Below are 21,417 nucleotides of genomic sequence, written 5' to 3' on the forward strand. Positions count from 1 at the left end.
CTGCGGACTTGCAGCTCCGGTCGCATCAATCTTCGTAATGGGCGCGAACGAGTTCGTTCAGCAGCCGCACACCGTAGCCGGATCCCCAGGACTGGTTGATCTCGGTCAACGGCGAACCCATGGCGGTGCCGGCGATATCGAGATGCGCCCAGGGTGTTTCGCCCACGAAACGCTTCAGGAACTGAGCGGCGGTGACAGAGCCCGCCAGACGGCCGGAGCTGTTCTTCATGTCGGCGAATTTGGAATCAATAATCTTGTCGTAATCCTTGCCCAGCGGCATGCGCCACAGCTTTTCCGCCGTAACATCGCCCGCCTGCGAAAGACGTTCAGCCAACTCGTCATCATTCGAGAAAAGGCCAGCCTGAAGATTGCCGAGTGCAACCGTGATCGCTCCCGTCAAGGTGGCGAGGTTGATCATGAATTTCGGGTTGAAACGCTCCTTGGTGTACCAGAGCGCATCGGCGAGAACCAGCCGGCCTTCGGCGTCGGTGTTTATGATCTCAATGGTCTGGCCGGACATGGAGGCGACGATATCGCCGGGACGCTGGGCGTTACCATCAGGCATGTTCTCCACCAGACCGATGACGCCGATCACATTGGCTTTCGCCTTGCGGGCCGCGAGCGTGTGCATGAGGCCGGTCACGGCGGCAGCGCCACCCATGTCGCCCTTCATGTCTTCCATGTTAAGACCGGGCTTCAGCGAGATACCGCCGGTATCGAACACAACGCCCTTGCCGACGAAGGCGATAGGCTCGTCCTTCTTGGAGCCGCCGTTCCACTGCATGACCGCAAGCCGGGGCGGACGCGCCGAACCCTGCGCCACACCGAGAAGCGCGTTCATGCCAAGCTTCTTCAGCTCCTTCTCGCCGAGAATTTCGACCTCGACACCGAGCTTCTTTAACTCTTCCGCCTTTTCAGCGAACTCGACAGGACCGAGAACATTCGGCGGCAGGTTGACGAGATCTCGCGCCAGGACAACGCCGCCCGCGACGGCCTCCGACACGGCAAAGGCCTTTTCCGCCTCCTGATGGACTGCCGTCACGATGACGATTTCTACTTTCTTCGGCGACTTCTCATCATCGGATTTCTTCTTGGTCTTATAGGCATCGAAGCTATAGGCACGCAGCAGCAGGCCAAGCGCAAAATCCGCAGCCGCCTGCGCACCGACATCGACGCCCGGGGCATCTAGATAGACGGCAACCTTGTCCGCCTTCCTGAAATTGGCGGCAGCGGTGCCGCCGGCACGCAACCAGTCATGGGCGACAAGTTTCGCCGGCTTGCCGAGGCCAATGACGAGAAGCCGGTCGGCGCCCGAACCCTGCGGCGCAATCACGTCGAGTGTCGTCATGGACTTTGCGGAAAAGCCCGAAATCTTTGCCGCCCGTTCAAGCACGCCGCCCGGATCGGCTTCCGATGCGCCGGCAGCTGCCTGCGCCTCACCCGAGGCTTGCAGCACAACGGCAAGGGTATTTTCAAGCGAGGCGGAATTGGCGAAAGAAATATCGAATTTGGCGGACATGTTTTCCTGCTCTTCGTGGATAACTTGCGTGTGCGCCCGATCATGGCCTTTTCGGCCCCCGGCGCAACCCTGCATTTTTAAAGGCTCACATTCTTTAAAGGCCGACATTCGCTAAAGGAAAGGCATTTTTGTGGAATGGCCGATCGCGTCATGAAACCGACAGCTTGTTCCACAAAAAGACACAGGCGGTGGAAAAATCATCGTGCAAAACATATTTGTGAGCGTGCCGGAATAGCCAATTGCAAACGATGCGATTAGATAGGCGGAAATCCGGCGAGCGATCGCGCAGAAAAACAATGTCGACAAGGGCAGTATGAAGCTTCTCGAGAACTATATCCTGCGACGGACAACGCAGATGTTTCTGGTCGCGCTGCTGCCGGTGCTGGCCATCATCTGGACCATCCAGGTTCTCCAGAGAATCAACCTCGTCACCGATACCGGCCAGTCGATGGGCTCCTTCATGGCGCTGGCGACGATGATCCTGCCGACGCTGATCCCCGTCGTGTTGCCTTTCGCCCTCGTCATCGGCATCACCCAGACGTTCACGGCGATGAACAACGATTCCGAGCTTGCCATCATCGATGCGGCCGGATCGTCGCGCTCTGTGATGTTTCGCCCGGTTATCATTCTGGCTGCCGTTCTAAGTGCGCTTTCCTTCACCATCACCAACTTCATCGAGCCGCCTGCCCGAAATTCGGCCAGGCAGATGGTGGCGGCTGCCTATGCCGACCTCCTCTCGTCGGTGATCGAGGAAAAGACCTTCCGCGCTGTTCAGGACGGCCTTTATGTGCAGATCGCCCAGCGTCAGGGCCGTATCCTCAAGGGCCTGTTCGTCGCCGATCGCCGCGATCCGAATTTCGATCTTATCTATTACGCCAAGGAAGGCATGATCGATGAAAGCGGCACGTCGCTGACGATGCGCGACGGCGAAGTCCAGCAGAAAACACCTGATGGCAAGGTCTCCATCGTCAAGTTCCTGTCCTATGCCTTCGACCTTTCGACCATGTCGGAAAAGCAGACTTCCGAACCGTCGCTTTCTCCGGGCGATGCGAGCCTCGGTTTCCTTCTCTCGCCAGACGAGAACAACGCGAGTTACAAGCGGTCTCCCGAAAGCTTCCGCAGTGAGTTGCACAAGCGCCTGTCGGACTGGATGTTCGCCTTCGCCTTCGCACTGATATCGCTGGTCATCGCCGCTGATGCACGCTCGCATCGTGAAGCGCGGATGCATCCGATGGTCGCTGCGCTGGTGACGGCCTTCATGCTGCGCTGGCTCGGTTTTTACGTCACCAACCAGGTCAAGCAGAGCGCGGCCTTCATTCCGCTGGTCTATGCCGTGCCGGGCCTCAGCGGCGCCGCCGCCGCCTTTATTCTCATCACGGGTCGCAAGCCGAGAATGCCGAAGATCATCGCGGATACGGCCAGCCGTCTGCGCCGTCTTTTCTCCAGCCGGCTGGCGCGAAGCTCGGGGAGCGGTAACGCATGATTTTCAGCACCCTCGCCCGGTATTTCCTCAAACGGTATCTGATCACGGCCATCTGGTTCCTGCTCGGCGTATCGGCAATTATCTATCTTGCCGATTTCAGCGAAACGGCGCGGCGCATGTCCAGCGTGCCGGGCTATTCGGTTCCAGGCGCACTTGGTCTCACCGCACTTCGCCTGCCGTTGATCCTGCAGCAGACTATTCCCTTCATCGCACTCTTTGTCGGCATGACGACGCTGATCTCGCTCAACCGGCGTTACGAGCTCGTCGTCACGCGTGCGGCAGGCGTCTCCGCCTGGCAATTCATCCTTCCTTTTGTCCTTGGTGCGGTGTTTCTCGGCATCCTGTCCGTCCTCGTCCTCAACCCAATCGCTGCATGGGGCCAGAACCGCTCGCTGTCGATGGAAGCCGGCTGGCGTAACGAAGGCAGCGGCGGACGCCAGCAGGACATCATTCCCTGGATGCGCCAGTCGAGCGGCGGCCAGGATACGATCATCGGCGCCAAGAGCTTCGAAGACAACGGAACGATGCTTCTCGATGTGGTTCTGATCCACCTCGACAAGGACGGCAACATCGTCTCCCGGCAGGACGCGAAGTCGGCAAAGTTGGAAGATGGTTACTGGCTTCTTAACGGCGTCGCGGAAACCCGTGCGGGACATGTGCCAGTTCGGCAAGAGAGCACGCGGATCAGTACCAATCTGAGACGGGAATTCGTTCAGGAACGCATGACGCAGACGGAAACCGTTGCTTTCTTTGATCTTTCTCACAAGATCGAAGTTGCAAAGTCTTTTGGACTGTCGTCGAAAGCGCTTGAGACGCAGTATCATTTCCTGCTATCGACGCCCCTGCTTCTGGTTGCGATGACCTTGATCGCCGCGACAGTTTCATTAAAGTTCAGCCGCTTCGCCCAGTCGCGCTCCGTGATTCTGGGTGGAATCGTTTCCGGCTTCGTGCTTTATGTAGTAACCGTGCTCGTAAGGGCATTCGGGAGTGGTGGCGTTGTCCCTCCCACCGTCGCGGTCTGGGTTCCAGTCATCGTGGCGTTGGCTTTGGGGGCAACCATTCTGCTTCATCAGGAGGACGGCTAGTGGCGGTATATGACCGCGGGAATATCAGGCGGCTTTGGACGGCCCTTCTGACAGGTGCCGCTGTGTGCGCATATTTGGCATCCAGCCCGGTCGCTTTCGGCCAGGGTGGTTTGCTTGCGCCCGGAAGCCAAGACGATTCGAAACTCCTGCTTACGGCAAATGAACTGACCTATAATCGCGATTCCCAGCGGGTCATCGCAAAGGGTGTGGTTCGCATGCATTATTCGGGCTACCGTATGGTGGCCCAGCAAGTGGAATATAATCAGCAGACGGGCCGCGTGATTGCGCACGGCAACATCGAGCTGATCGAGCCCGGCGGCAACAAGATCTATGCCGACGAGATGGATGTCACTGATGATTTCGGTCAGGGCTTCGTCAATGCGCTTCGCGTCGAGACCCCGGACAATACCCGCATCGCGGGTGAAAGTGCCGAACGGCTCGAAGGCGACCGCATGGTCCTCAATAACGGCGTCTACACTGCCTGTTTGCCATGCGCCGAACGGCCCGAAAAGGCGCCGCTGTGGCAGGTCAAGGCTGAACGTGTCATTCAGGACGGCAAGACCCATACGATCCGGCTGGAAAAAGCCCGCTTGCAGCTTTTCGGCCATTCGATCGCCTATGTGCCGTTCCTGACGGTTCCAGACAATACGGTGAAGCGGAAGTCGGGTTTCCTATTCCCGCAGATGAGCATGACCAACAAGCTCGGCTTCGGTTTCGGTGTACCCTACTTCCAGGTCCTTTCCGATACATCGGATTTGACCATTACCCCTACCTATTACACCAAGCAGGGCTTGCTGCTTCAGGCGGAGTTGCGCCAGCGTTTCGAAACCGGCATGCATACGCTGACGATCGCCGGCATCAGCCAGCAATCTTCTGATACATTTATCGCAGGAACTAGCGATGCGCTGAACGACCAGCGCGGCATGGTGGCAAGCAAGGGCAATTTCAGCATCAATCCGCGCTGGGCCTTCGGCTGGGATGCGATGGTGCAGACGGACAACAACTTCTCGCGTACCTATAATCTAAAAGGCTACAAAAACGACGTTCAGACGAACCAGATATATCTGAGCGGCATGAGTGAGCGAAACAGCTTCGATGCCCGCGGCTATTACTTCAACGTTCAGGATACGGACAATTCCGAACTGAAGGAGCGAAAGCAGGCCATCGTTCATCCTGTGATGGATTATCGATACTTCGTGCCGGATCCAATCTATGGCGGTGAACTATCACTCACCACGAATTTTACCAGCATCAGCCGGTCGACGCAGGATTCTTATGCTTTGGGCGGTTATCCACGCTTCAACGGCCTGGAGGGTTCTTACACACGCCTTTCCACCGAAGCCGAATGGAAGCGCACCTTCACGATGGATAGCGGCCTGCAGATCACGCCGATCCTTGCCGCCCGTGGCGATGCGCTATGGACGGATATGTCGGCGGCAAGCTTTACATCGGGTGGCACGTCCTATGCCTATCAGGGCATGATGCAGGACGATGCGGCGTTGCGAGGCATGGTAACCGGCGGTCTGGAAGTGCGTTACCCCTGGCTGTTCACGGCGCTTAACAGCAACCACGTGATCGAGCCGATTGCGCAGATTTTTGTGCGTCCGAACGAACAATATGCCGGCCGCTTCCCCAACGAAGATTCGCAGGCTTTCGTGTTCGACGCGACCAACCTGTTCGAACGTGACAAGTTCTCCGGTTTCGACCGGATCGAGGGCGGCACGCGCGCAAACATCGGTCTGCGCTACAACGGCACATTCGACAATGGCTACGGCATTCGCGCCATTGCCGGTCAGTCTTTCCACCTGGCGGGCGACAATTCTTTCGCCTCCTACGATCTCGTCAATGTCGGCGCGAATTCCGGTCTCGAATCCGACCGCTCGGACTACGTCGCCATGGCAGCCTTCGATGCGCCAATCGGTCTTTCGCTGTCGTCGAGCCTGCGCTTCGACAAGGACAATCTCGAGATCAACCGTTCCGAGACAGGCGTCAGCTATTCGGACCGCCGCCTCACCGGCAAGCTCAGCTATACGCAGGTCAAGGCGCAGCCGCAGTACGGCTACAATGAAGACCGCGATATCGTTCAGGCGTCCGGTACGCTGCGCATGGACGACAACTGGTCGCTGTTCGGCTCGATCAACTACGATCTGAACGGAAAATTTGCCGCCGAGCGCCGTATTGGCATCGCCTATCAGGATGAATGCACGATCTTGACGGTCAGCTACTCCGACGAGGGCAATATCACGTCCAGCCGGCAGGCCGCCAATGACTGGTCGATCAATGCCCGTCTGGCGTTCCGCACGCTCGGCGATGTCAGCATCGGCTCCGCAAACGAGGACTGGGCCGATATGGATATCGGCTGGAAACCGAACAATTACTGAGTTTAAAGGCAGGCCAGACAGCATCGTGGCCTGCCTTTTTGCCATCCAGCCAGTAAAAGTCACGGTTTTGCCGCAACAACGCGCCAGGGTTCGTCCGGTATAGAACCATCGGGTTTCTTTCAACAAACCGACACATTGCCGTCTTGCAGATCGCGATGATATATACGTGGCAAATTCGCGGTGCGGATGCACAGGTGCAGATCTGAGAAGCCGGGGTAAGGAATATTCCCCATTGGCAGACAGAACAGATTGGCGGGACGGGGAAACAGACCCCCGCCCTACGAAAGGGAGAAGGATATGATGAATTTCGGAAAGACGGCTTTGCGTGGCGCTGCTTTCGCCTTTGCGATATTCGCCGTTCCCATGGCCGTTGCGCCCTTTGCCAGCCAGGCCTTCGCCGACAGCACGGTCAAGATCGTCGTCAACAAGACCCCCATTACCAATGATGATATTGCCAAGCGCGTCGCCTTTCTGAAGTTGCAGCGCCAATCTGGCAATCTCAACGAAAAAGCGCGCGAGCAGCTGGTCGATGAGGCGCTGAAACGCGAAGAAATCGGCCGTGTGAAAATGTCCGTCAGCACCCAAGAGGTCGATGCGGCTTTTGCGCGCTTTGCTGCCAACAACAAGATGAACCCGCAACAGCTGACGCAGATCCTCGCCAAGGCCGGCGTCGGTGCAGACCATTTCAAATCCTTCATCGCCGTGCAGATGAGCTGGCCGCGCCTTGTGAACGCCCGTTATGGTGCGCGTGGCAAGATGTCTAACCAGGACCTCGTCACCCGCCTGAGGGAACGCGGCGACAAGCCGGTAACGACGGAATATTTCCTGCAACAGGTGATCTTTGTCATTCCGGAATCGAAGCGTAATGCCATTACTGGCAAGCGCAAGGCCGAGGCTGAAGCCTCGCGAAAGCGTTATCCCGGCTGCGACCAGGCCATGACTTTCGCGGCCACCATGCGGGACGTGGCGATCAAGGATCTTGGACGGATTCTGGCGCCCGAACTGCCGGAAGAGTGGAAGCCTCTCGTGGAAAAGACCAAGGAAGGCGGCACCACAGGAACACGCGTGACCGAAAAGGGCGTCGAATATCTGGCAATCTGCAAGCAGCGTCAGGTTTCCGACGATTACGCAGCGGAAATGGTGTTCAAGTCCGAAGACCTGATGAAGGCCAAGGGTGGCGAAAACCCGAACGAGAAGAAATATATGGATGAGCTGCGCAAGAAGGCGCAGATCGTCAACACCTGATACGAGAGCCGGCCTTTCCGTGACACATGCATCCCTGCCGCTTGCCCTGACACAGGGAGATCCAGCCGGTATCGGCCCTGATATCGCCATTGCCGCCTGGGCCAAGCGCCGGGAGAACGGCGTGGCGCCCTTCATCTTCATCGGCGATCCCGATGTGGTGGCGAGCCGTGCGGCGCTGCTTGGCATACCGGTCAATATCGAGACCTGCGAAGCGGCGGATGCCGTCGGCGTGTTTGACCGTGCTTTTCCCGTTCTTCCTCTTCCCGTAGGTTTCGAGGTTCAGGCCGGCCAGCCGCATGTCGGAGCCGCTCATGCGACGATCAAGGCGATCGAGCTCGCCGTTGCCTTGACGGTCGAGGGCAAGGCTTCCGCCGTCGTCACCAATCCGATTGCGAAATCCGTGCTTTACGAGGCAGGCTTCGGTTTTCCCGGTCACACGGAATTTCTCGCCGATCTGGCTTTACGCCTGACCGGCAAACAGGTGATGCCGGTGATGATGATTGCCGGACCCAAGGTCCGCGTCGTGCCGGTAACGATCCATATCCCAGTAAAAGACGTGCCTTCGGCGCTGACGGAAGAGCTGATCGTTACGACCTGCCGCATTATCGATGCTGATCTGCGGCAGAAATTCGGCATCGAGGCACCACGACTGGCGGTCGCCGGTCTCAATCCGCACGCGGGTGAAGACGGGGCATTGGGCACGGAGGACCGCGATGTGGTTCACCCTGCGACCATACGGTTGCGGAAAGACGGGATCGACGCTTTCGGCCCCCTGCCCGCCGATACGATGTTCCACGATGCCGCCCGCAGGCGCTATGATGTCGCCGTCTGCATGTATCATGATCAGGCCCTTATCCCGGCCAAGGCGCTTGGCTTTGACGATTCCGTCAATGTCACGCTCGGCCTGCCCTTCATCCGGACCTCGCCCGACCACGGCACCGCCTTCGGCATCGCCGGCCAGGGCATTGCCAGCGAAACGAGCCTTGTCGCAGCGCTGAAGATGGCGGCGGAGATTTCTCTTCGCAGCCGGGTCGGCGCATAATGGCCGCCATTGACGGATTGCCGCCGCTACGCGATGTCATTCAGCGCCACGGGCTAGACGCTAAGAAGTCGCTCGGGCAGAACTTCCTGTTCGATCTCAATCTCACCCAGAAGATCGCCCGAACCGCTGGGCCGCTTGACGGCGTGACGGTCATCGAGGTTGGCCCCGGGCCTGGCGGCCTCACCCGCGCCATTCTATCGCTCGGTGCCAAAAAGGTTATCGCCATTGAGCGGGACAGCCGCTGCCTGCCGGCACTTGCGGAGATCGAAGCGCATTATCCCGGACGTCTTGAGGTCATCGAGGGTGATGCGCTGAAGACCGATTTCGAGGCTTTGGTTCCCGCTGGCGAACCGGTGCGGATCATTGCCAACCTGCCTTACAATGTCGGCACGCAATTGCTGGTCAACTGGCTGCTGCCGAAAGAATGGCCGCCTTTCTGGCTCTCCATGACGCTGATGTTCCAGAAGGAAGTCGGCCAGCGCATCGTGGCAGAAGAAGGCGACAACCATTACGGCCGCCTTGGCGTTCTCGCCGGCTGGCGCACGGTTTCGGAAATGGCCTTCGACGTCCCGCCGCAGGCCTTCAGCCCACCGCCTAAGGTTACCTCGACGGTCGTGCATCTGCTGCCAAAGGAAAAGCCGCTGCCCTGCGATGTCGCGAAGCTCGAAAAGGTAACGGAAGCCGCCTTCGGCCAACGCCGCAAGATGCTGCGCCAGAGCGTGAAAAGCCTTGGCGGTGAAGTTCTGCTGGAAAAGGCAGGCATTGACGCGACACGACGGGCTGAAACGCTGTCGGTCGAGGAATTTGTGACGCTGGCGAACTGCCTGTAATTGAAGGCGACGTTTCGGCACTTCTAACGCGGGTGACAGAATTAGGGGACAAGCGCGTGGAGAGTGCCGGTTTTCACTACAAGCTCCACATGCCCGTCGGATCGCCTGATTGCGCGGTCGTGTTGCTACACGGTTCGGGAAGAACGGAGGAAGATCTCGCTTCGTTTGGCCGTGCCGTTTTTCCCAACGGCATTCTGTATGCTCCGAGAGGCATTGTGCCATGGGAAAATGGCTTTGCGTTTTTTCGCAGAAAGCCCGACAGACAACTCGATATCGACGACCTGAAACTTCAAGCCGCCGGGCTTTGCCGGTTTATCGAATTCGTATTTCAGCAGACGGGGCAAAGACCCTTTCTCGTGGGATATTCAAACGGTGCGATCATCGCGGCTGAAACAATCTGCCAGAATCGTCATCTGTCGAGGGGTGCAATTCTGCTTCGGCCACTATCCCCCCGCAATAACGAGCATTTTCCGAAGCCTACCGGATATCCTGCGCTCCTGCTGGCAGGTGCACATGATGAGCGGCGGCATCGCGATGATGCGCCCCATTTGGCCGATCAATTTTCGACTGCGGGCGCGGATGTGGTACTGGAGACACTCGACACAGGCCACGGCTGGGCAGCAGACGCGGCAGACGAGCGCCTGTCCCGGCAATGGCTACGTCAGCATTAGAGATAACAAGCTGCTTTAACTGCCAAATCAGAGCTGCGGTTCTTCCGCAAGCAGTCCGCGCACGAAATCGAACATGCCGTGGCGGCGGTCGCGGCGCACACGTTCGGCCTTGACTATCGCTTCTACGGCCTCGAAGGCCGCCTGCAGGTCGTCGTTGAGGATGACGTAGTCGTAATCGCGCCAGTGCTCGATCTCGGCGCGGGAATTGAGAAGCCGGGTCTGGATCACCGCTTCGGTGTCTTCGGCGCGGCGGTGCAGGCGCGATTGCAGCTCGGTCATGGTTGGCGGCAGGATGAAGATCGACACGACGTCGGCCTTCATCTTGTCCTGAAGCTGTTCGGCGCCCTGCCAGTCGATGTCGAACAGCATGTCGCGTCCGGCCGCCATCGCCACTTCCACCGGCTCGCGCGGCGTGCCGTAAAAATTGCCGTGAACCTCGGCCCATTCCAGAAGCTCATCGCTGTCACGCAGCCGCTCGAAGTCGCGCTTGGAGATGAAGTGGTAGTGGATGCCTTCAATCTCGCTCTGGCGGCGCGGGCGCGTCGTCACGCTGACGGACAGGCTGATGTTCTTGTCCTTGTCGAGCAGGTTGCGCGCTATCGTGGATTTACCAGCGCCCGATGGCGATGAAATCACCAGCATCAGCCCTCTGCGGGCAATCGTAACAGGGGAATTGTTCACCGGAACCATGGGTCTACTCCAGATTTTGGACCTGCTCGCGGAACTGGTCGATAACCACTTTCAGCTCTATGCCTGCTGCGGTTACCGCACTGGCGTTCGATTTGGAACAGATTGTATTCGACTCGCGGTTAAATTCCTGTGCAAGAAAATCGAGCTTGCGGCCAACTGGCCCGCCATGAGCCAAAAGTTCGCGCGATGCCTGGACATGTGCGTGTAGCCGGTCGACCTCTTCGCGCAGATCCGCCTTGGTAGCGATCAGTGCGGCCTCGGCGTGCAGACGGTCGCGATCGAGCCCGTGCATGCCATCGCCAATAAGGGCAATCTGCTGGGCAAGCCTTGCAGCGATCTGTTCCGGCTGGCGGGAAGGATCGTTTTCGATGAGGTTCACGAGTTGCTCGATCCTGTCGATCTGCCCGGACAGGATGGCAAACAGGGACGCCCCTTCCCGCTCGCGCATGTCCTTCAGCTTCTCGACGGCGGCGGCAAAGCCCGCAAGCACGTCGGCGTTGCGCGCGGCCTGCGCCTCGGCGTCATCTTCCGCCTCGCGAAAATCGACGAGCCCGCGCAGCGACAGTAGCGTATCGAAGCTCAGCGGCTTGTCGTCGACGACGTCGCACAGTTCTTCCTTGAGAGCGAGAACTGCGGCAAGAGCATCGCGGTTGATCACCGCCTCCAGCCGGTTTTCCGCAATCGCCAGCGTCAATCCCGCCTGAATATTGCCACGGGAAAGATGCTGTGCCGCGATTTCCCGTAGGCCCGTTTCCAGCGCTTCCAGACCGTTTGGCAGGCGCAGGCGCACATCGAGCCCCTTGCCGTTCACCGAGCGCAATTCCCACGCCCAGCGGTAACGGCCGGAGGTTCCTTCGCTGCGCGCGAACCCGGTCATCGATTGCAATGTCATATTCAGAAAGCCCCCATCATGCCGTGCAAAAAACCGGGCCTTGCGATGACAAGGCCCGGTCAGAACTATCAGTTATTGGCCGGTTTTTCCGCCTCGGTGCCGCCGGGCTGACCATCCACGACAACATCGGGATTGGCGCCGGAAGCCGCTTTTTCGGCCTCGATCTTGCGCCAGCGGCGCACATTGGCGTTATGTTCGTCCAGCGTCTTCGCAAACACATGGCCGCCGGTGCCATCGGCAACAAAGTAGATGTCATCAGTACGCCACGGGTTGGCAACCGCCTCGAGTGCAGCCCGGCCCGGATTGGCGATGGGAGACGGTGGCAGGCCCTTGATGACATAGGTATTGAAGGGCGTCTGCTTTTGCAGGTCCGACTGGTAGATCGGACGGTCGGACGGTTTACCGTCGCCGCCGAAGAGACCGTAGATGATCGTCGGGTCGGATTGCAGGCGCATGCCCTTCTTCAGCCGGTTGTAGAACACCGAAGCGACATGGGCGCGCTCGTCGTCCTTGCCGGTTTCCTTCTCCACGATCGAGGCGAGCGTCACGAATTCCTCGACCGTCTTGATCGGCAGGTCGGGGTCACGACGTTCCCAGATCATGTCGATCAGCTTCTCCTGCGCCGCACTCATCTGGTTGATGATTTCCTCACGCTTCGTACCACGGGTAAAGCGATAGGTATCGGGGCGAAGGCTGCCTTCCGGCGGCAGGGTGGCGGGCAATTCGCCATCCAGCACCTCGTCGGCGGCAAGCCGCGCGAACATCTGCTTGACGGTCAGACCTTCCGGCAACGACACGGAATAAAGGATCGATTTGCCCGACTCCAAGAGCATCATGATATCCTTCATCGATGCACCGGCCTTGATTTCGTATTCGCCCGCCTTCAGCGTCTGGTCTTTTTGCAGGTAGCTGCCCGTCATCAGGCGGAAGACACGGGCATTGGATACGACGTCATTGCGCTCGAGATTATTGGCGATCTCGATGAGGCCTGCGCCGTTGCGCACGGTGAAATGTGTGTTCGTCTGAAGCGGACCGGGCTCCTGAAACGCATTTATCATGTAATAAAAGGCTGCGACAGCAAGCACACAGACGGCAACCGCAAGCGTCATCAGAAAATTCAGGAAGATCACCAGCTGGCCATGGGCCTTGCGGGAGCGCTTCGGTGGAGCCGGCACTTTTTCCGGCCGAAGCGCTTCGGTCGGGGATTTCGGGATGATCGGGCCGCGATTGCCCTCACCCGCGCCGTCTCGTCCGTATGGTCCCTGGCTGTTCTGGTTCGTGTCGCTCACCGTCGGTCCTTTTCAGTTCGGCGTTGTCAGCGCTTTTTGCGCAGGTAATGCGGCAAAAACAGGTTCGGAATGCCTTCCTGCACCACATAGAGACATCGTGAAGACCTGATTGCTTCTTCACGAATCGTCGTTTCCGGCAAAGCCGGTCAAGGAAAGCCATCTGCGGCGGGAAATTCACCCGCAGCAGGAAATCATTCCGAAACCGGCAAACCGTCTTCCGTAAACGACTACAATATCGGCGCGAAAATCGAAATGGCTTTCGCAAGCCGCAATGCGTTCTTCAAAGAAGAGCGCTCTCAGGCACCCGGCGGGAGGGAGCCGCACCGCTTTAGGCGGTTTGCGGCGCCGGGTTTTCGTCGTGATTTATGCTTCGTAGCGACGCAGTACGAGGGAGGCGTTGGTGCCGCCAAACCCGAAGGAGTTCGACAAGGCGACGTTGACCTGCCTCTTGCGTGCCTTGTGCGGCACCAGATCGATCTTCGTCTCCACGTCGGGATTGTCGAGGTTCAGCGTCGGCGGAACGATGTTGTCGCGGATCGCAAGCGTGGCGAAAATCGCCTCGATAGCGCCAGCTGCTCCGAGAAGATGGCCGGTGGCCGACTTCGTGGAAGACATGGAAATCTTCGACGCCGCGTCACCAACCAGCCGCTCGACCGCGCCAAGCTCGATCGTATCGGCCATGGTGGAGGTGCCGTGGGCGTTGATGTAGTCGATATCGTCAGGCGTGAGGCCGGCGCGCTTCAGCGCCATCGCCATGCAGCGGTACGCGCCATCGCCATCTTCCGACGGTGCGGTGATGTGATAGGCATCACCGGAAAGGCCGTAACCGACGACTTCGGCATAAATCTTTGCGCCGCGCGCCTTGGCATGTTCCAGCTCTTCCAGAACGACGATGCCGGCACCTTCGCCCATGACGAAACCGTCACGGTCGCGGTCATAGGGACGGGATGCCTTCTGCGGATCGTCGTTATGCTGGGTGGAAAGCGCCTTGCAGGCGGCAAAGCCGGCAAGCGCGATGCGGCAGACCGGTGATTCGGCGCCACCTGCGACCATGACCTCGGCATCGCCGAACGCAATCATCCGGGCAGCATCGCCGATGGCATGCGCACCGGTCGAGCAAGCCGTCACTACGGCGTGGTTTGGACCGCGCAGCTTGTGACGGATTGAGACGTGGCCGGAAACCAGGTTGATCAGACGGCCGGGAATGAAAAATGGAGAAATGCGGCGGGGGCCCTTGTCGCGCAGCGTATAACCCGCCTCGACAATACCTTCCAGACCGCCGATGCCGGAGCCGATCAGAACGCCCGTGGCGATCTGGTCTTCGTCCGTTTCGGGATGCCAGTCGGCGTCCGCAAGCGCCATGTCGGCAGCGGCCACACCGAAAAGGATGAACGGATCGATCTTGCGCTGCTCTTTGAGTTCCATCCAGTCATCGGCATTGAACGTGCCGTTGGAGCCATCGCCGACGGGAATGCGACAGGCAATCTTTGCGGGCAAGTCTTCGACTTCGAACTCAGTCACGAGACGGGCACCGTTCTGGCCGGCAAGCAGCCGTTCCCAGGTGATTTCCGTTCCGCATCCAAGAGGAGATACCATGCCGGTACCGGTGATAACGACACGCCTCATCGCCAACGCTCCGCCCTTATCCAAATCATCGGTCTTTTTGCAACGCCACACACCATGGAATGGCGGGAACAGGCGCTGCACCATTTTGAATGTCCGCATAATCTTCCCCAGGCCGGAGCCGGTTCGGAAACTTATGCATTCGTCAGGACGCACGTCTTTCGGGCGCGTTCTGTTTCACGATAAAATATTGGCCCGGACAAGCCGGGCCAAGACGGGAGGTTGTTACACCTCCCCAATACAGGTCGATCAGGCCTGGGCCTTCTCGATGAACTTGACAGCGTCGCCAACAGTCAGGATCGAGTCAGCTGCGTCGTCTGGGATCTCGACGCCGAATTCTTCTTCGAAAGCCATGACCAGTTCAACGGTATCGAGCGAATCAGCGCCCAGATCGTCAATGAAGCTTGCGCCTTCAACAACTTTGTCGGCGTCGACGCCCAGATGATCAATTACAATTTTCTTTACGCGTTCTGCGATATCGCTCATGTCGGTTTCCTCGACCTTTATTTTGAAGGGAATGCCTTACGGCACCCTGCCCTGTTAGAAGCCCTCATGCGCCGTTCAAATCCGGCACTGCTGGCAAACCCGTTCAACCCGGTCCAAGCTAGACATCGTCGCGCAAAATCGCAACGGCTTCCTGTCTCTCCGGGACGACTGTTCACAGTCTTGGCCCGATTAACACGGTTTCAACCGGTCGAAAAGCCTGAAAACGCGCTAAGCACAACGTATGACAGGCAATTTCGCCGGAAACCGGCATGGAGGGTCTTGCGGCGCCCGACACCAAACAAGGTGCAGAAACAGCGCCGCAATCGTTTCAAGACGCCTTTCAGGTGGCGTCAGATCATCGCCATGCCGCCATTGACGTGCAAGGTCTGGCCGGTCATGTAAGCAGCTTCATTGGAAGCAAGATAAAGTACGGCCGAAGCGACTTCGGCGCCCGTTCCCATGCGCTTCATGGGAATGGCACCCATGATGGCGTCTTTCTGCTTGTCGTTCAGCTTGCCGGTCATCGCACTTTCGATGAAGCCAGGCGCCACGCAGTTGACGGTGACGTTGCGGGTGGCGATTTCCTGTGCCAGCGACTTCGAAAAACCGATCATGCCGGCCTTGGAGGCGCAATAGTTCGCCTGGCCGGGATTGCCGGTGACGCCGACGATGGAGGTGATGTTGATAATGCGGCCGAAACGGCGGCGCATCATCGGATGCGTCAGTTCACGCGTCAGGCGGAACATCGCGGTCAGGTTCACCTCGATGACGTTGTCCCAGTCCTCGTCGCTCATGCGCACGAACAGGCCGTCCTTGGTAATCCCGGCATTGTTGACAAGAATGTCGACGCCTTCCAGCTCGGCCTCGGCCTTTTCGCCCAGCGCCTTGACCTCGGCACGATCGGCAAGGTTGGCCGGGAAAATCTTGACGCGGTCGCCAAGTTCCGCCGCCAGGGCTTCGAGCTTTTCAACGCGCGTGCCGTGCAGGCCGACGGTTGCGCCCTGGCTGTGCAGAAGGCGGGCGATTTCCTCGCCAATGCCGCCGGTCGCGCCGGTTACGAGAGCCTTGCGGCCTGTCAGATCAAACATGTTCCGTTCCTTCTTTAGAGCAATTCCGCAAAAGCCTTTTAGCGGAATTGCATCGGGAATTACCGTAAAACAAAAAGCCGATGCGGGGCGAAGCCCGTCTCAACCGATAAGAGTGGCGAGAAGCTGGTCGATATCGGCAGCGCCGTTGACGGCAACGCCGTTCACCGTCTTGTCGATGCGACGGGCAAGACCCGTCAGCACCTTGCCCGAGCCGATCTCGTAAAGCTGCGTCACATTGTTGGCGGCGAACCATTCCACCGTCTCGCGCCAGCGCACCTGGCCCGTCACCTGCTCGACCAGCAAAGCGGCGATCTCATTGGCGTCGGAAACGGGGGCGGCACGCACATTGGCGATAACAGGCACGACCGGGTTATTCTTTTCGACAGCCGCCAGCGCCTCGCGCATGGCTTCCGCCGCCGGCGCCATCAGCGCGGAGTGGAAGGGCGCGGAAACAGGCAGCATGATGGCGCGCTTGGCGCCCTTTTCGGAAGCGATCGCAGCCGCCTTCTCGACAGCCGCCTTGCCGCCGGAAATGACCAGCTGGCCGCCGCCATTGTCGTTGGCGATCTGGCAGACGCCGAGAATGGCAGCCTCTTCACAGATTGCCGAAACAGCATCGTGCTCCAGCCCGATGATCGCTGCCATCGCGCCCTCGCCCACCGGCACGGCAGCCTGCATGGCATTGCCGCGGATGCGGAGAAGCCGTGCGGTATCGGCAACCGAGAAGGTGCCGGCAGCACAGAGCGCGGAATATTCACCGAGCGAATGGCCAGCGACATAAGAAACGGCGTCGGAGAGCTTCAGACCCCGCGCTTCCAGAACCCGCATGACCGCCATGGACACCGCCATGAGCGCCGGCTGGGCATTGGCCGTCAGCGTCAGCGTTTCTTCCGGGCCATTCCACATGATGTCGGAAAGCTTCTGGCCGAGCGCGTCATCAACCTCCTGGAACACAGCCCGTGCTTCCGGATAGGTATCGGCGAGTTCCTTGCCCATGCCGATGGCCTGGCTTCCCTGACCGGGAAATGTGAATGCAATACCCATGGGATGTGGTCCTTCTTGTCTGGCCTTGCCTTTATTCTTTTCGACTTCCATTCACATTCCGGCCTGCGGAGTCAAGGCTTGAAGCCCTTCGGCACCCCATCGACGCGGTTTTGCCGATCTATTTTCCCCTTTCTTTTCATCATATTTTTTCTTGCACTGCGGCAATTCCCCATTACTTTCATGCCACCTTTCAAATATCTGGCCAAGCACCGGGACATTTCCATGAAACAGAGACTATTGGGCCGCACGGGCATTTCCGTGTCCGAAATTTGCCTTGGCACAATGACGTGGGGCACGCAGAACACTGAAGCCGAAGCGCATGCGCAGATGGATTACGCGCTGGAGAACGGCGTCAATTTCTTCGATACGGCCGAGCTTTACCCCACCACCCCCGTTTCCGCCGAAACGCAGGGACGGACGGAAGACTATATCGGCACATGGTTCGAAAAGACCGGCAAGCGCGACCAGGTCGTGCTCGCCACCAAGGTCGCCGGTTCCGGGCGTGACTATATTCGCGGCGGGCGCGATATCGATGCGAGCGCCATCCGCGAGGCAGTAGATACCAGCCTCACGCGCCTGAAAACGGATTACATCGACCTCTATCAGATCCACTGGCCGAACCGCGGCACCTATCACTTCCGCGGCGCCTGGAGCTTTGATGCTTCCGGTCAGGAAAAGGAGCGCACGCTTGCCGAGATAACCGAAAAGCTCGACACGCTCGGCGAGCTGGTAAAGGCCGGCAAGATCCGCGCTATCGGCCTTTCCAACGAAAGCGCCTGGGGTACCCAGAAATATATCGATATTGCCGAGGCCCGTGGCCTGCCGCGCGTCGCAACCATCCAGAACGAATATAACCTGCTTTATCGCAGCTTCGATCTCGACATGGCGGAAGTCGCCCATCACGAAGATGTCGGCCTGCTGGCCTACTCGCCGCTGGCGGCGGGGCTGCTCACGGGCAAGTATCAGAACGGCGCACGCCCTGCGGGCTCGCGCGGCACCATCAACAAGGACCTCGGCGGTCGCCTGCAGCCGCATCAGGAAGCGCCGGTCAAGGCCTATCTGGAGCTAGCCGCACAACACGGCATCGATCCGGCACAGCTCGCCATCGCGTTCTGCCTGACACGCCCCTTCATGGCCTCCGCCATCATCGGCGCAACGACCATGGAGCAGCTGAAGGTGGATATCGCAGCAGCCGATGTGGCGCTATCGGAAGAGGTCCTGAAGGGTATTGCGGCGATCCATCGGCAATATCCGATGCCGATCTGACGACAGCGCAGCGCGCTTTTTCGCCTCCGGTCCTTGCATTCCGGGCAAAAATGGGTATAAGCGCGCTGTTCACAACACCCGGTCCAATTGGCTGGTGGCTGAACGGAGGGCTGGTTTCGGTAACGAAACAGCAGGAACCATAAGGTTTTTCCGGCCTCCCGTGTCTCCGCTCTCGACCGTCTCGAACAACGCTTTTCTTGCTTTAAGGCTTCGCAGCCTAACCAGGAGCAGTCGTTGAGGCTTAGCGCCGTTGCCGGGTGAAGGACGAAACGCAAGAAAGGCAAAGCTTAAATGGCTCTTTACGAACACATCTTCCTTGCCCGGCAGGATATTTCTGCCCAGCAGGTCGACGCACTTGTCGAGCAGTACAAGGGCGTTATCGAATCGTTCGGCGGTAAAGTCGGACGCGTCGAGAACTGGGGTCTGAAGTCCCTCACCTACCGCATCAAGAAGAACCGCAAGGCTCACTACGCTCTTATGGACATCGACGCTCCGGCGCCTGCGATCCACGAAATCGAGCGCCAGATGCGCATCAACGAAGACGTTCTTCGCTACATGACCATCGCCGTCGAAGCCCACGAAGAAGGCCCGTCCGCGATGATGCAGAAGCGCGACCGTGACGACCGTCCGCGCCGCGATGGCGACCGTCCGGATCGTGGCCCGCGTGAAGATCGTGGTCCCCGCGCACCGCGCGAAGGTGGCTTCGGCGACCGCGAAGACCGTCCGCGCCGTCCGCGCGAAGACCGTGCATAAGGAGAATTGACCAATGGCTGATACATCCTCTTCCCAGGCACGCCGCCCGTTCCACCGCCGTCGCAAGACGTGCCCCTTCTCCGGCGCAAACGCTCCGAAGATCGACTACAAGGACGTTCGTCTCCTGCAGCGCTACATTTCCGAGCGCGGCAAGATCGTTCCTTCCCGCATCACGGCCGTTTCCCAGAAGAAGCAGCGCGAACTCGCCCAGGCGATCAAGCGCGCCCGTTTCCTCGGCCTGCTGCCTTACGTCGTAGCGTAATGATTTGAAGCGAGGCCGCGCTTTGGCGCGGCCTCGTCTTCCACGATGCAACTGACTTTTAATCAGTAGGTTGCGAGTTCAAATCCTTCCGCGTTGGGCGCGGATCGATACCATAAAACCCATGTTGGGGACGACGATCCTGATTGGACCGGTCCTCTAACTGCTCAAGTTTCCAGCAGGACAGCGAAGTGCAAAAGTTGAACCAGACAGTGCTGATCACCGGCGTTCTCGCCGGCATATGCGCCGCGTTTCTAACGCTTGGCGCAACGGCACAGTCGTCCTTTTCCTTCCTGCTTTACGCCGGTTCCGCCATGCCCATCTTCATCGCCGGCATGGGCTGGGGAAATCGCGCAGCCGTCGTTGCGATCATCACCACGGCTATCATCGGCGCGCTCGTCATATCGCCGCTTTTCTCGCTGACCATTGCGATCTTCACGCTGATCCCGGCGGGCTGGCTTTCGCATCTTGCCAATCTGGCGCGCCCGGCCTCGGAACTCGGCGGCCCGGATGACCTGCTTGCCTGGTATCCGCTGTCCGGCATCGTCCTGCATCTCTGCCTTCTGGTTTCGGTTGCCGTCGTCATTCTCGGCTGGATGATCGGTTACGGTCCCGATCTCGTCGCGCGCATGGTCGATCTGATGATGACCTCCGTGCAGAGCCGCGAACCGCTGTTCGAACCCAATGTCGAGGCACTGGCGCAGACGAAGTCGCTGCTGGTTCTGATGCTGCCGATCGTTCAGGGCGGCCTGTGGGTCATCCTTTTGTTTGCGGCCTATTATTTCGCGGCCCGGCTGGTCGGTTCCTTCGGCAAGGGTCTTCGCCCACGCGAGGACATTCCTTCCGCACTGCGCATGCACCGCAACGCCATCTTCGTTTTTCTCTGCGGCATCGTCGCCATGTTCTTCGGGGGCGTCGCCGCGATGGTCGGCGCAGTCGTCTGCGGCACCTTCGGCGCGGGCTTCCTGATGGCGGGTTACGCCTCGCTGCACAAACGCGCGCGTGGAAAGGACTGGCGTCTGCCGGTTCTCATCCTCGCCTATCTCTCGGCGGTCTTTGTCTTCCCGCTGCTTATCATTCTCGTTTTGGGATTGAGCGACGTGCGCAGCACGATCTCCCTCACCCCAACGCGGAAAACTGACAATACGAACGAAACCAACACATAGAAAGGATCAAGAAGATGGACGTTATTCTTCTCGAACGCATCAACAAGCTCGGCCAGATGGGCGAAACCGTAAAGGTTCGCGACGGTTACGCACGTAACTTCCTGCTGCCGCAGGGCAAGGCGCTGCGCGCCAACGCCGCCAACAAGACCCGTTTCGAAACCGAGCGCGCAACGCTTGAAGCCCGTAACCTCGAGCGCAAGTCGGAAGCCCAGAAGGTTGCCGAAGCACTCGAAGGCAAGTCCTTCATCGTCGTTCGCTCGGCTGGCGAAACCGGTCAGCTTTACGGTTCTGTTGCTGCTCGCGACGTCGTTGAAATCCTCGGCGCCGAAGGCTTCAACATCGGCCGCAACCAGGTTGAACTGAACACGCCGATCAAGACCATCGGCCTGCACAACGTTACCCTGCACCTGCACGCCGAAGTCGAGCTTCAGGTCGAGCTGAACGTTGCCCGTTCTGCCGAAGAAGCCGAGCGTCAGTCCAAGGGCGAAAGCCTCACCTCCGCCGACGCCATCTACGGCGTTGACGAAGACGCCCTGCGTCCGGAAGACTTCTTCGATCCGGAAGCTGACGGCAACGACGACGACGAATAAGATTTGGCCTTGTGG

General features: G+C 59.1%; 20 protein-coding genes. 12 read left to right on the top strand and 8 right to left on the bottom strand.

Annotated features, from left to right (window positions below):
• Positions 1 to 25 precede the first annotated feature (25 nt).
• Positions 26 to 1,519 (bottom strand): leucyl aminopeptidase, encoded by a 1,494-nt coding sequence (locus FB593_RS04015; RefSeq protein ID WP_145166339.1) that lies wholly within the window; start codon positions 1,517 to 1,519, stop codon positions 26 to 28.
• A 313-nt stretch (positions 1,520 to 1,832) separates the two neighbouring features.
• Between FB593_RS04015 and FB593_RS04020 the strand changes: the two genes are divergently transcribed.
• The 7 genes from FB593_RS04020 to FB593_RS04050 all read left to right on the top strand — a co-directional run bounded on the left by FB593_RS04020 (position 1,833) and on the right by FB593_RS04050 (position 10,256).
• Positions 1,833 to 3,002, top strand: a complete 1,170-nt coding sequence (locus FB593_RS04020; RefSeq protein ID WP_003512402.1) for an LptF/LptG family permease — start codon at positions 1,833 to 1,835, stop codon at positions 3,000 to 3,002.
• Positions 2,999 to 4,087 (top strand): LPS export ABC transporter permease LptG, encoded by a 1,089-nt coding sequence (lptG, locus tag FB593_RS04025; RefSeq protein ID WP_013635845.1) that lies wholly within the window; start codon positions 2,999 to 3,001, stop codon positions 4,085 to 4,087. The genes FB593_RS04020 and lptG overlap by 4 nt, the downstream gene beginning before the upstream one ends.
• On the top strand, positions 4,087 to 6,468 hold the full coding sequence (locus tag FB593_RS04030) for an LPS-assembly protein LptD (protein ID WP_013635844.1): 2,382 nt from the start codon (positions 4,087 to 4,089) through the stop codon (positions 6,466 to 6,468). The genes lptG and FB593_RS04030 overlap by 1 nt, the downstream gene beginning before the upstream one ends.
• Positions 6,469 to 6,765: 297 nt before the next feature.
• Entirely contained in the window at positions 6,766 to 7,713 is a 948-nt protein-coding gene (locus FB593_RS04035) for a peptidylprolyl isomerase (RefSeq protein WP_038490548.1), read from the top strand.
• 19 nt (positions 7,714 to 7,732) lie between these two features.
• Positions 7,733 to 8,755: a 4-hydroxythreonine-4-phosphate dehydrogenase PdxA gene (gene pdxA / locus FB593_RS04040; protein ID WP_025592978.1), complete on the top strand. Its 1,023-nt coding sequence runs from the start codon at positions 7,733 to 7,735 to the stop codon at positions 8,753 to 8,755.
• Positions 8,755 to 9,585 (top strand): 16S rRNA (adenine(1518)-N(6)/adenine(1519)-N(6))-dimethyltransferase RsmA, encoded by an 831-nt coding sequence (rsmA, locus tag FB593_RS04045; RefSeq protein ID WP_013635841.1) that lies wholly within the window; start codon positions 8,755 to 8,757, stop codon positions 9,583 to 9,585. Before pdxA ends, rsmA begins: the two co-directional genes overlap by 1 nt.
• Positions 9,586 to 9,641: 56 nt before the next feature.
• Positions 9,642 to 10,256 carry an alpha/beta hydrolase gene (locus FB593_RS04050; protein WP_112289770.1) on the top strand — a complete coding sequence of 205 codons (615 nt, stop codon included), beginning with the start codon at positions 9,642 to 9,644 and terminating at the stop codon, positions 10,254 to 10,256.
• Positions 10,257 to 10,283: 27 nt separating this feature from the next.
• Here FB593_RS04050 and gmk read toward each other — a convergent pair whose 3' ends face one another.
• The 7 genes from gmk to fabD form a co-directional block, all read right to left on the bottom strand.
• Positions 10,284 to 10,946 (bottom strand): guanylate kinase, encoded by a 663-nt coding sequence (gene gmk, locus FB593_RS04055; protein WP_003512388.1) that lies wholly within the window; start codon positions 10,944 to 10,946, stop codon positions 10,284 to 10,286.
• A 4-nt stretch (positions 10,947 to 10,950) separates the two neighbouring features.
• A complete protein-coding gene (locus FB593_RS04060) occupies positions 10,951 to 11,838 on the bottom strand; it encodes a YicC/YloC family endoribonuclease (protein ID WP_145166340.1) in 888 nt (295 codons plus the stop codon).
• 68 nt (positions 11,839 to 11,906) lie between these two features.
• A complete protein-coding gene (mltG, locus tag FB593_RS04065; RefSeq protein WP_003512383.1) occupies positions 11,907 to 13,127 on the bottom strand; it encodes an endolytic transglycosylase MltG in 1,221 nt (406 codons plus the stop codon).
• A gap of 363 nt (positions 13,128 to 13,490) precedes the next feature.
• The gene (gene fabF, locus FB593_RS04070; RefSeq protein ID WP_112289994.1) at positions 13,491 to 14,753 is read right to left on the bottom strand and encodes a beta-ketoacyl-ACP synthase II; all 1,263 of its coding nucleotides are present in this window, start codon (positions 14,751 to 14,753) and stop codon (positions 13,491 to 13,493) included.
• A 246-nt stretch (positions 14,754 to 14,999) separates the two neighbouring features.
• On the bottom strand, positions 15,000 to 15,236 hold the full coding sequence (locus FB593_RS04075; protein WP_003502080.1) for an acyl carrier protein: 237 nt from the start codon (positions 15,234 to 15,236) through the stop codon (positions 15,000 to 15,002).
• 350 nt (positions 15,237 to 15,586) lie between these two features.
• Positions 15,587 to 16,324 (bottom strand): 3-oxoacyl-[acyl-carrier-protein] reductase, encoded by a 738-nt coding sequence (gene fabG, locus FB593_RS04080; RefSeq protein WP_003512379.1) that lies wholly within the window; start codon positions 16,322 to 16,324, stop codon positions 15,587 to 15,589.
• Between the two features lie 99 nt (positions 16,325 to 16,423).
• Positions 16,424 to 17,368, bottom strand: a complete 945-nt coding sequence (gene fabD, locus FB593_RS04085; RefSeq protein WP_065661162.1) for an ACP S-malonyltransferase — start codon at positions 17,366 to 17,368, stop codon at positions 16,424 to 16,426.
• 222 nt (positions 17,369 to 17,590) lie between these two features.
• Here fabD and FB593_RS04090 point away from each other — a divergent pair, with 222 nt between their 5' ends.
• The 5 genes from FB593_RS04090 to rplI all read left to right on the top strand — a co-directional run bounded on the left by FB593_RS04090 (position 17,591) and on the right by rplI (position 21,402).
• Positions 17,591 to 18,634: an aldo/keto reductase gene (locus FB593_RS04090; RefSeq protein ID WP_111783327.1), complete on the top strand. Its 1,044-nt coding sequence runs from the start codon at positions 17,591 to 17,593 to the stop codon at positions 18,632 to 18,634.
• A gap of 291 nt (positions 18,635 to 18,925) precedes the next feature.
• Complete coding sequence (gene rpsF / locus FB593_RS04100) at positions 18,926 to 19,387, top strand: 30S ribosomal protein S6 (RefSeq protein WP_003512373.1); 462 nt, start codon at positions 18,926 to 18,928, stop codon at positions 19,385 to 19,387.
• 13 nt (positions 19,388 to 19,400) lie between these two features.
• The gene (rpsR, locus tag FB593_RS04105; RefSeq protein ID WP_003496832.1) at positions 19,401 to 19,649 is read left to right on the top strand and encodes a 30S ribosomal protein S18; all 249 of its coding nucleotides are present in this window, start codon (positions 19,401 to 19,403) and stop codon (positions 19,647 to 19,649) included.
• Between the two features lie 188 nt (positions 19,650 to 19,837).
• The gene (locus FB593_RS04110) at positions 19,838 to 20,812 is read left to right on the top strand and encodes a hypothetical protein (RefSeq protein WP_025592960.1); all 975 of its coding nucleotides are present in this window, start codon (positions 19,838 to 19,840) and stop codon (positions 20,810 to 20,812) included.
• A 14-nt stretch (positions 20,813 to 20,826) separates the two neighbouring features.
• A complete protein-coding gene (gene rplI, locus FB593_RS04115; protein WP_003512362.1) occupies positions 20,827 to 21,402 on the top strand; it encodes a 50S ribosomal protein L9 in 576 nt (191 codons plus the stop codon).
• Positions 21,403 to 21,417: the final 15 nt, after the last annotated feature.

Source organism: Rhizobium sp. SJZ105 (assembly GCF_007828365.1).
GTDB classification, from domain to species: Bacteria; Pseudomonadota; Alphaproteobacteria; order Rhizobiales; family Rhizobiaceae; genus Agrobacterium; species Agrobacterium tumefaciens.

Coding starts and splice junctions, on each gene's coding strand:
- FB593_RS04015 (WP_145166339.1), bottom strand. CDS start 1,519: ATGTCCGCCAAATTCGATATTTCTTTCGCCAATTCCGCCTCGCTTGAA.
- FB593_RS04020 (WP_003512402.1), top strand. CDS start 1,833: ATGAAGCTTCTCGAGAACTATATCCTGCGACGGACAACGCAGATGTTT.
- lptG (WP_013635845.1), top strand. CDS start 2,999: ATGATTTTCAGCACCCTCGCCCGGTATTTCCTCAAACGGTATCTGATC.
- FB593_RS04035 (WP_038490548.1), top strand. CDS start 6,766: ATGATGAATTTCGGAAAGACGGCTTTGCGTGGCGCTGCTTTCGCCTTT.
- rsmA (WP_013635841.1), top strand. CDS start 8,755: ATGGCCGCCATTGACGGATTGCCGCCGCTACGCGATGTCATTCAGCGC.
- gmk (WP_003512388.1), bottom strand. CDS start 10,946: ATGGTTCCGGTGAACAATTCCCCTGTTACGATTGCCCGCAGAGGGCTG.
- FB593_RS04060 (WP_145166340.1), bottom strand. CDS start 11,838: ATGACATTGCAATCGATGACCGGGTTCGCGCGCAGCGAAGGAACCTCC.
- fabF (WP_112289994.1), bottom strand. CDS start 14,753: ATGAGGCGTGTCGTTATCACCGGTACCGGCATGGTATCTCCTCTTGGA.
- FB593_RS04075 (WP_003502080.1), bottom strand. CDS start 15,236: ATGAGCGATATCGCAGAACGCGTAAAGAAAATTGTAATTGATCATCTG.
- fabG (WP_003512379.1), bottom strand. CDS start 16,324: ATGTTTGATCTGACAGGCCGCAAGGCTCTCGTAACCGGCGCGACCGGC.
- fabD (WP_065661162.1), bottom strand. CDS start 17,368: ATGGGTATTGCATTCACATTTCCCGGTCAGGGAAGCCAGGCCATCGGC.
- FB593_RS04090 (WP_111783327.1), top strand. CDS start 17,591: ATGAAACAGAGACTATTGGGCCGCACGGGCATTTCCGTGTCCGAAATT.
- rpsF (WP_003512373.1), top strand. CDS start 18,926: ATGGCTCTTTACGAACACATCTTCCTTGCCCGGCAGGATATTTCTGCC.
- rpsR (WP_003496832.1), top strand. CDS start 19,401: ATGGCTGATACATCCTCTTCCCAGGCACGCCGCCCGTTCCACCGCCGT.
- rplI (WP_003512362.1), top strand. CDS start 20,827: ATGGACGTTATTCTTCTCGAACGCATCAACAAGCTCGGCCAGATGGGC.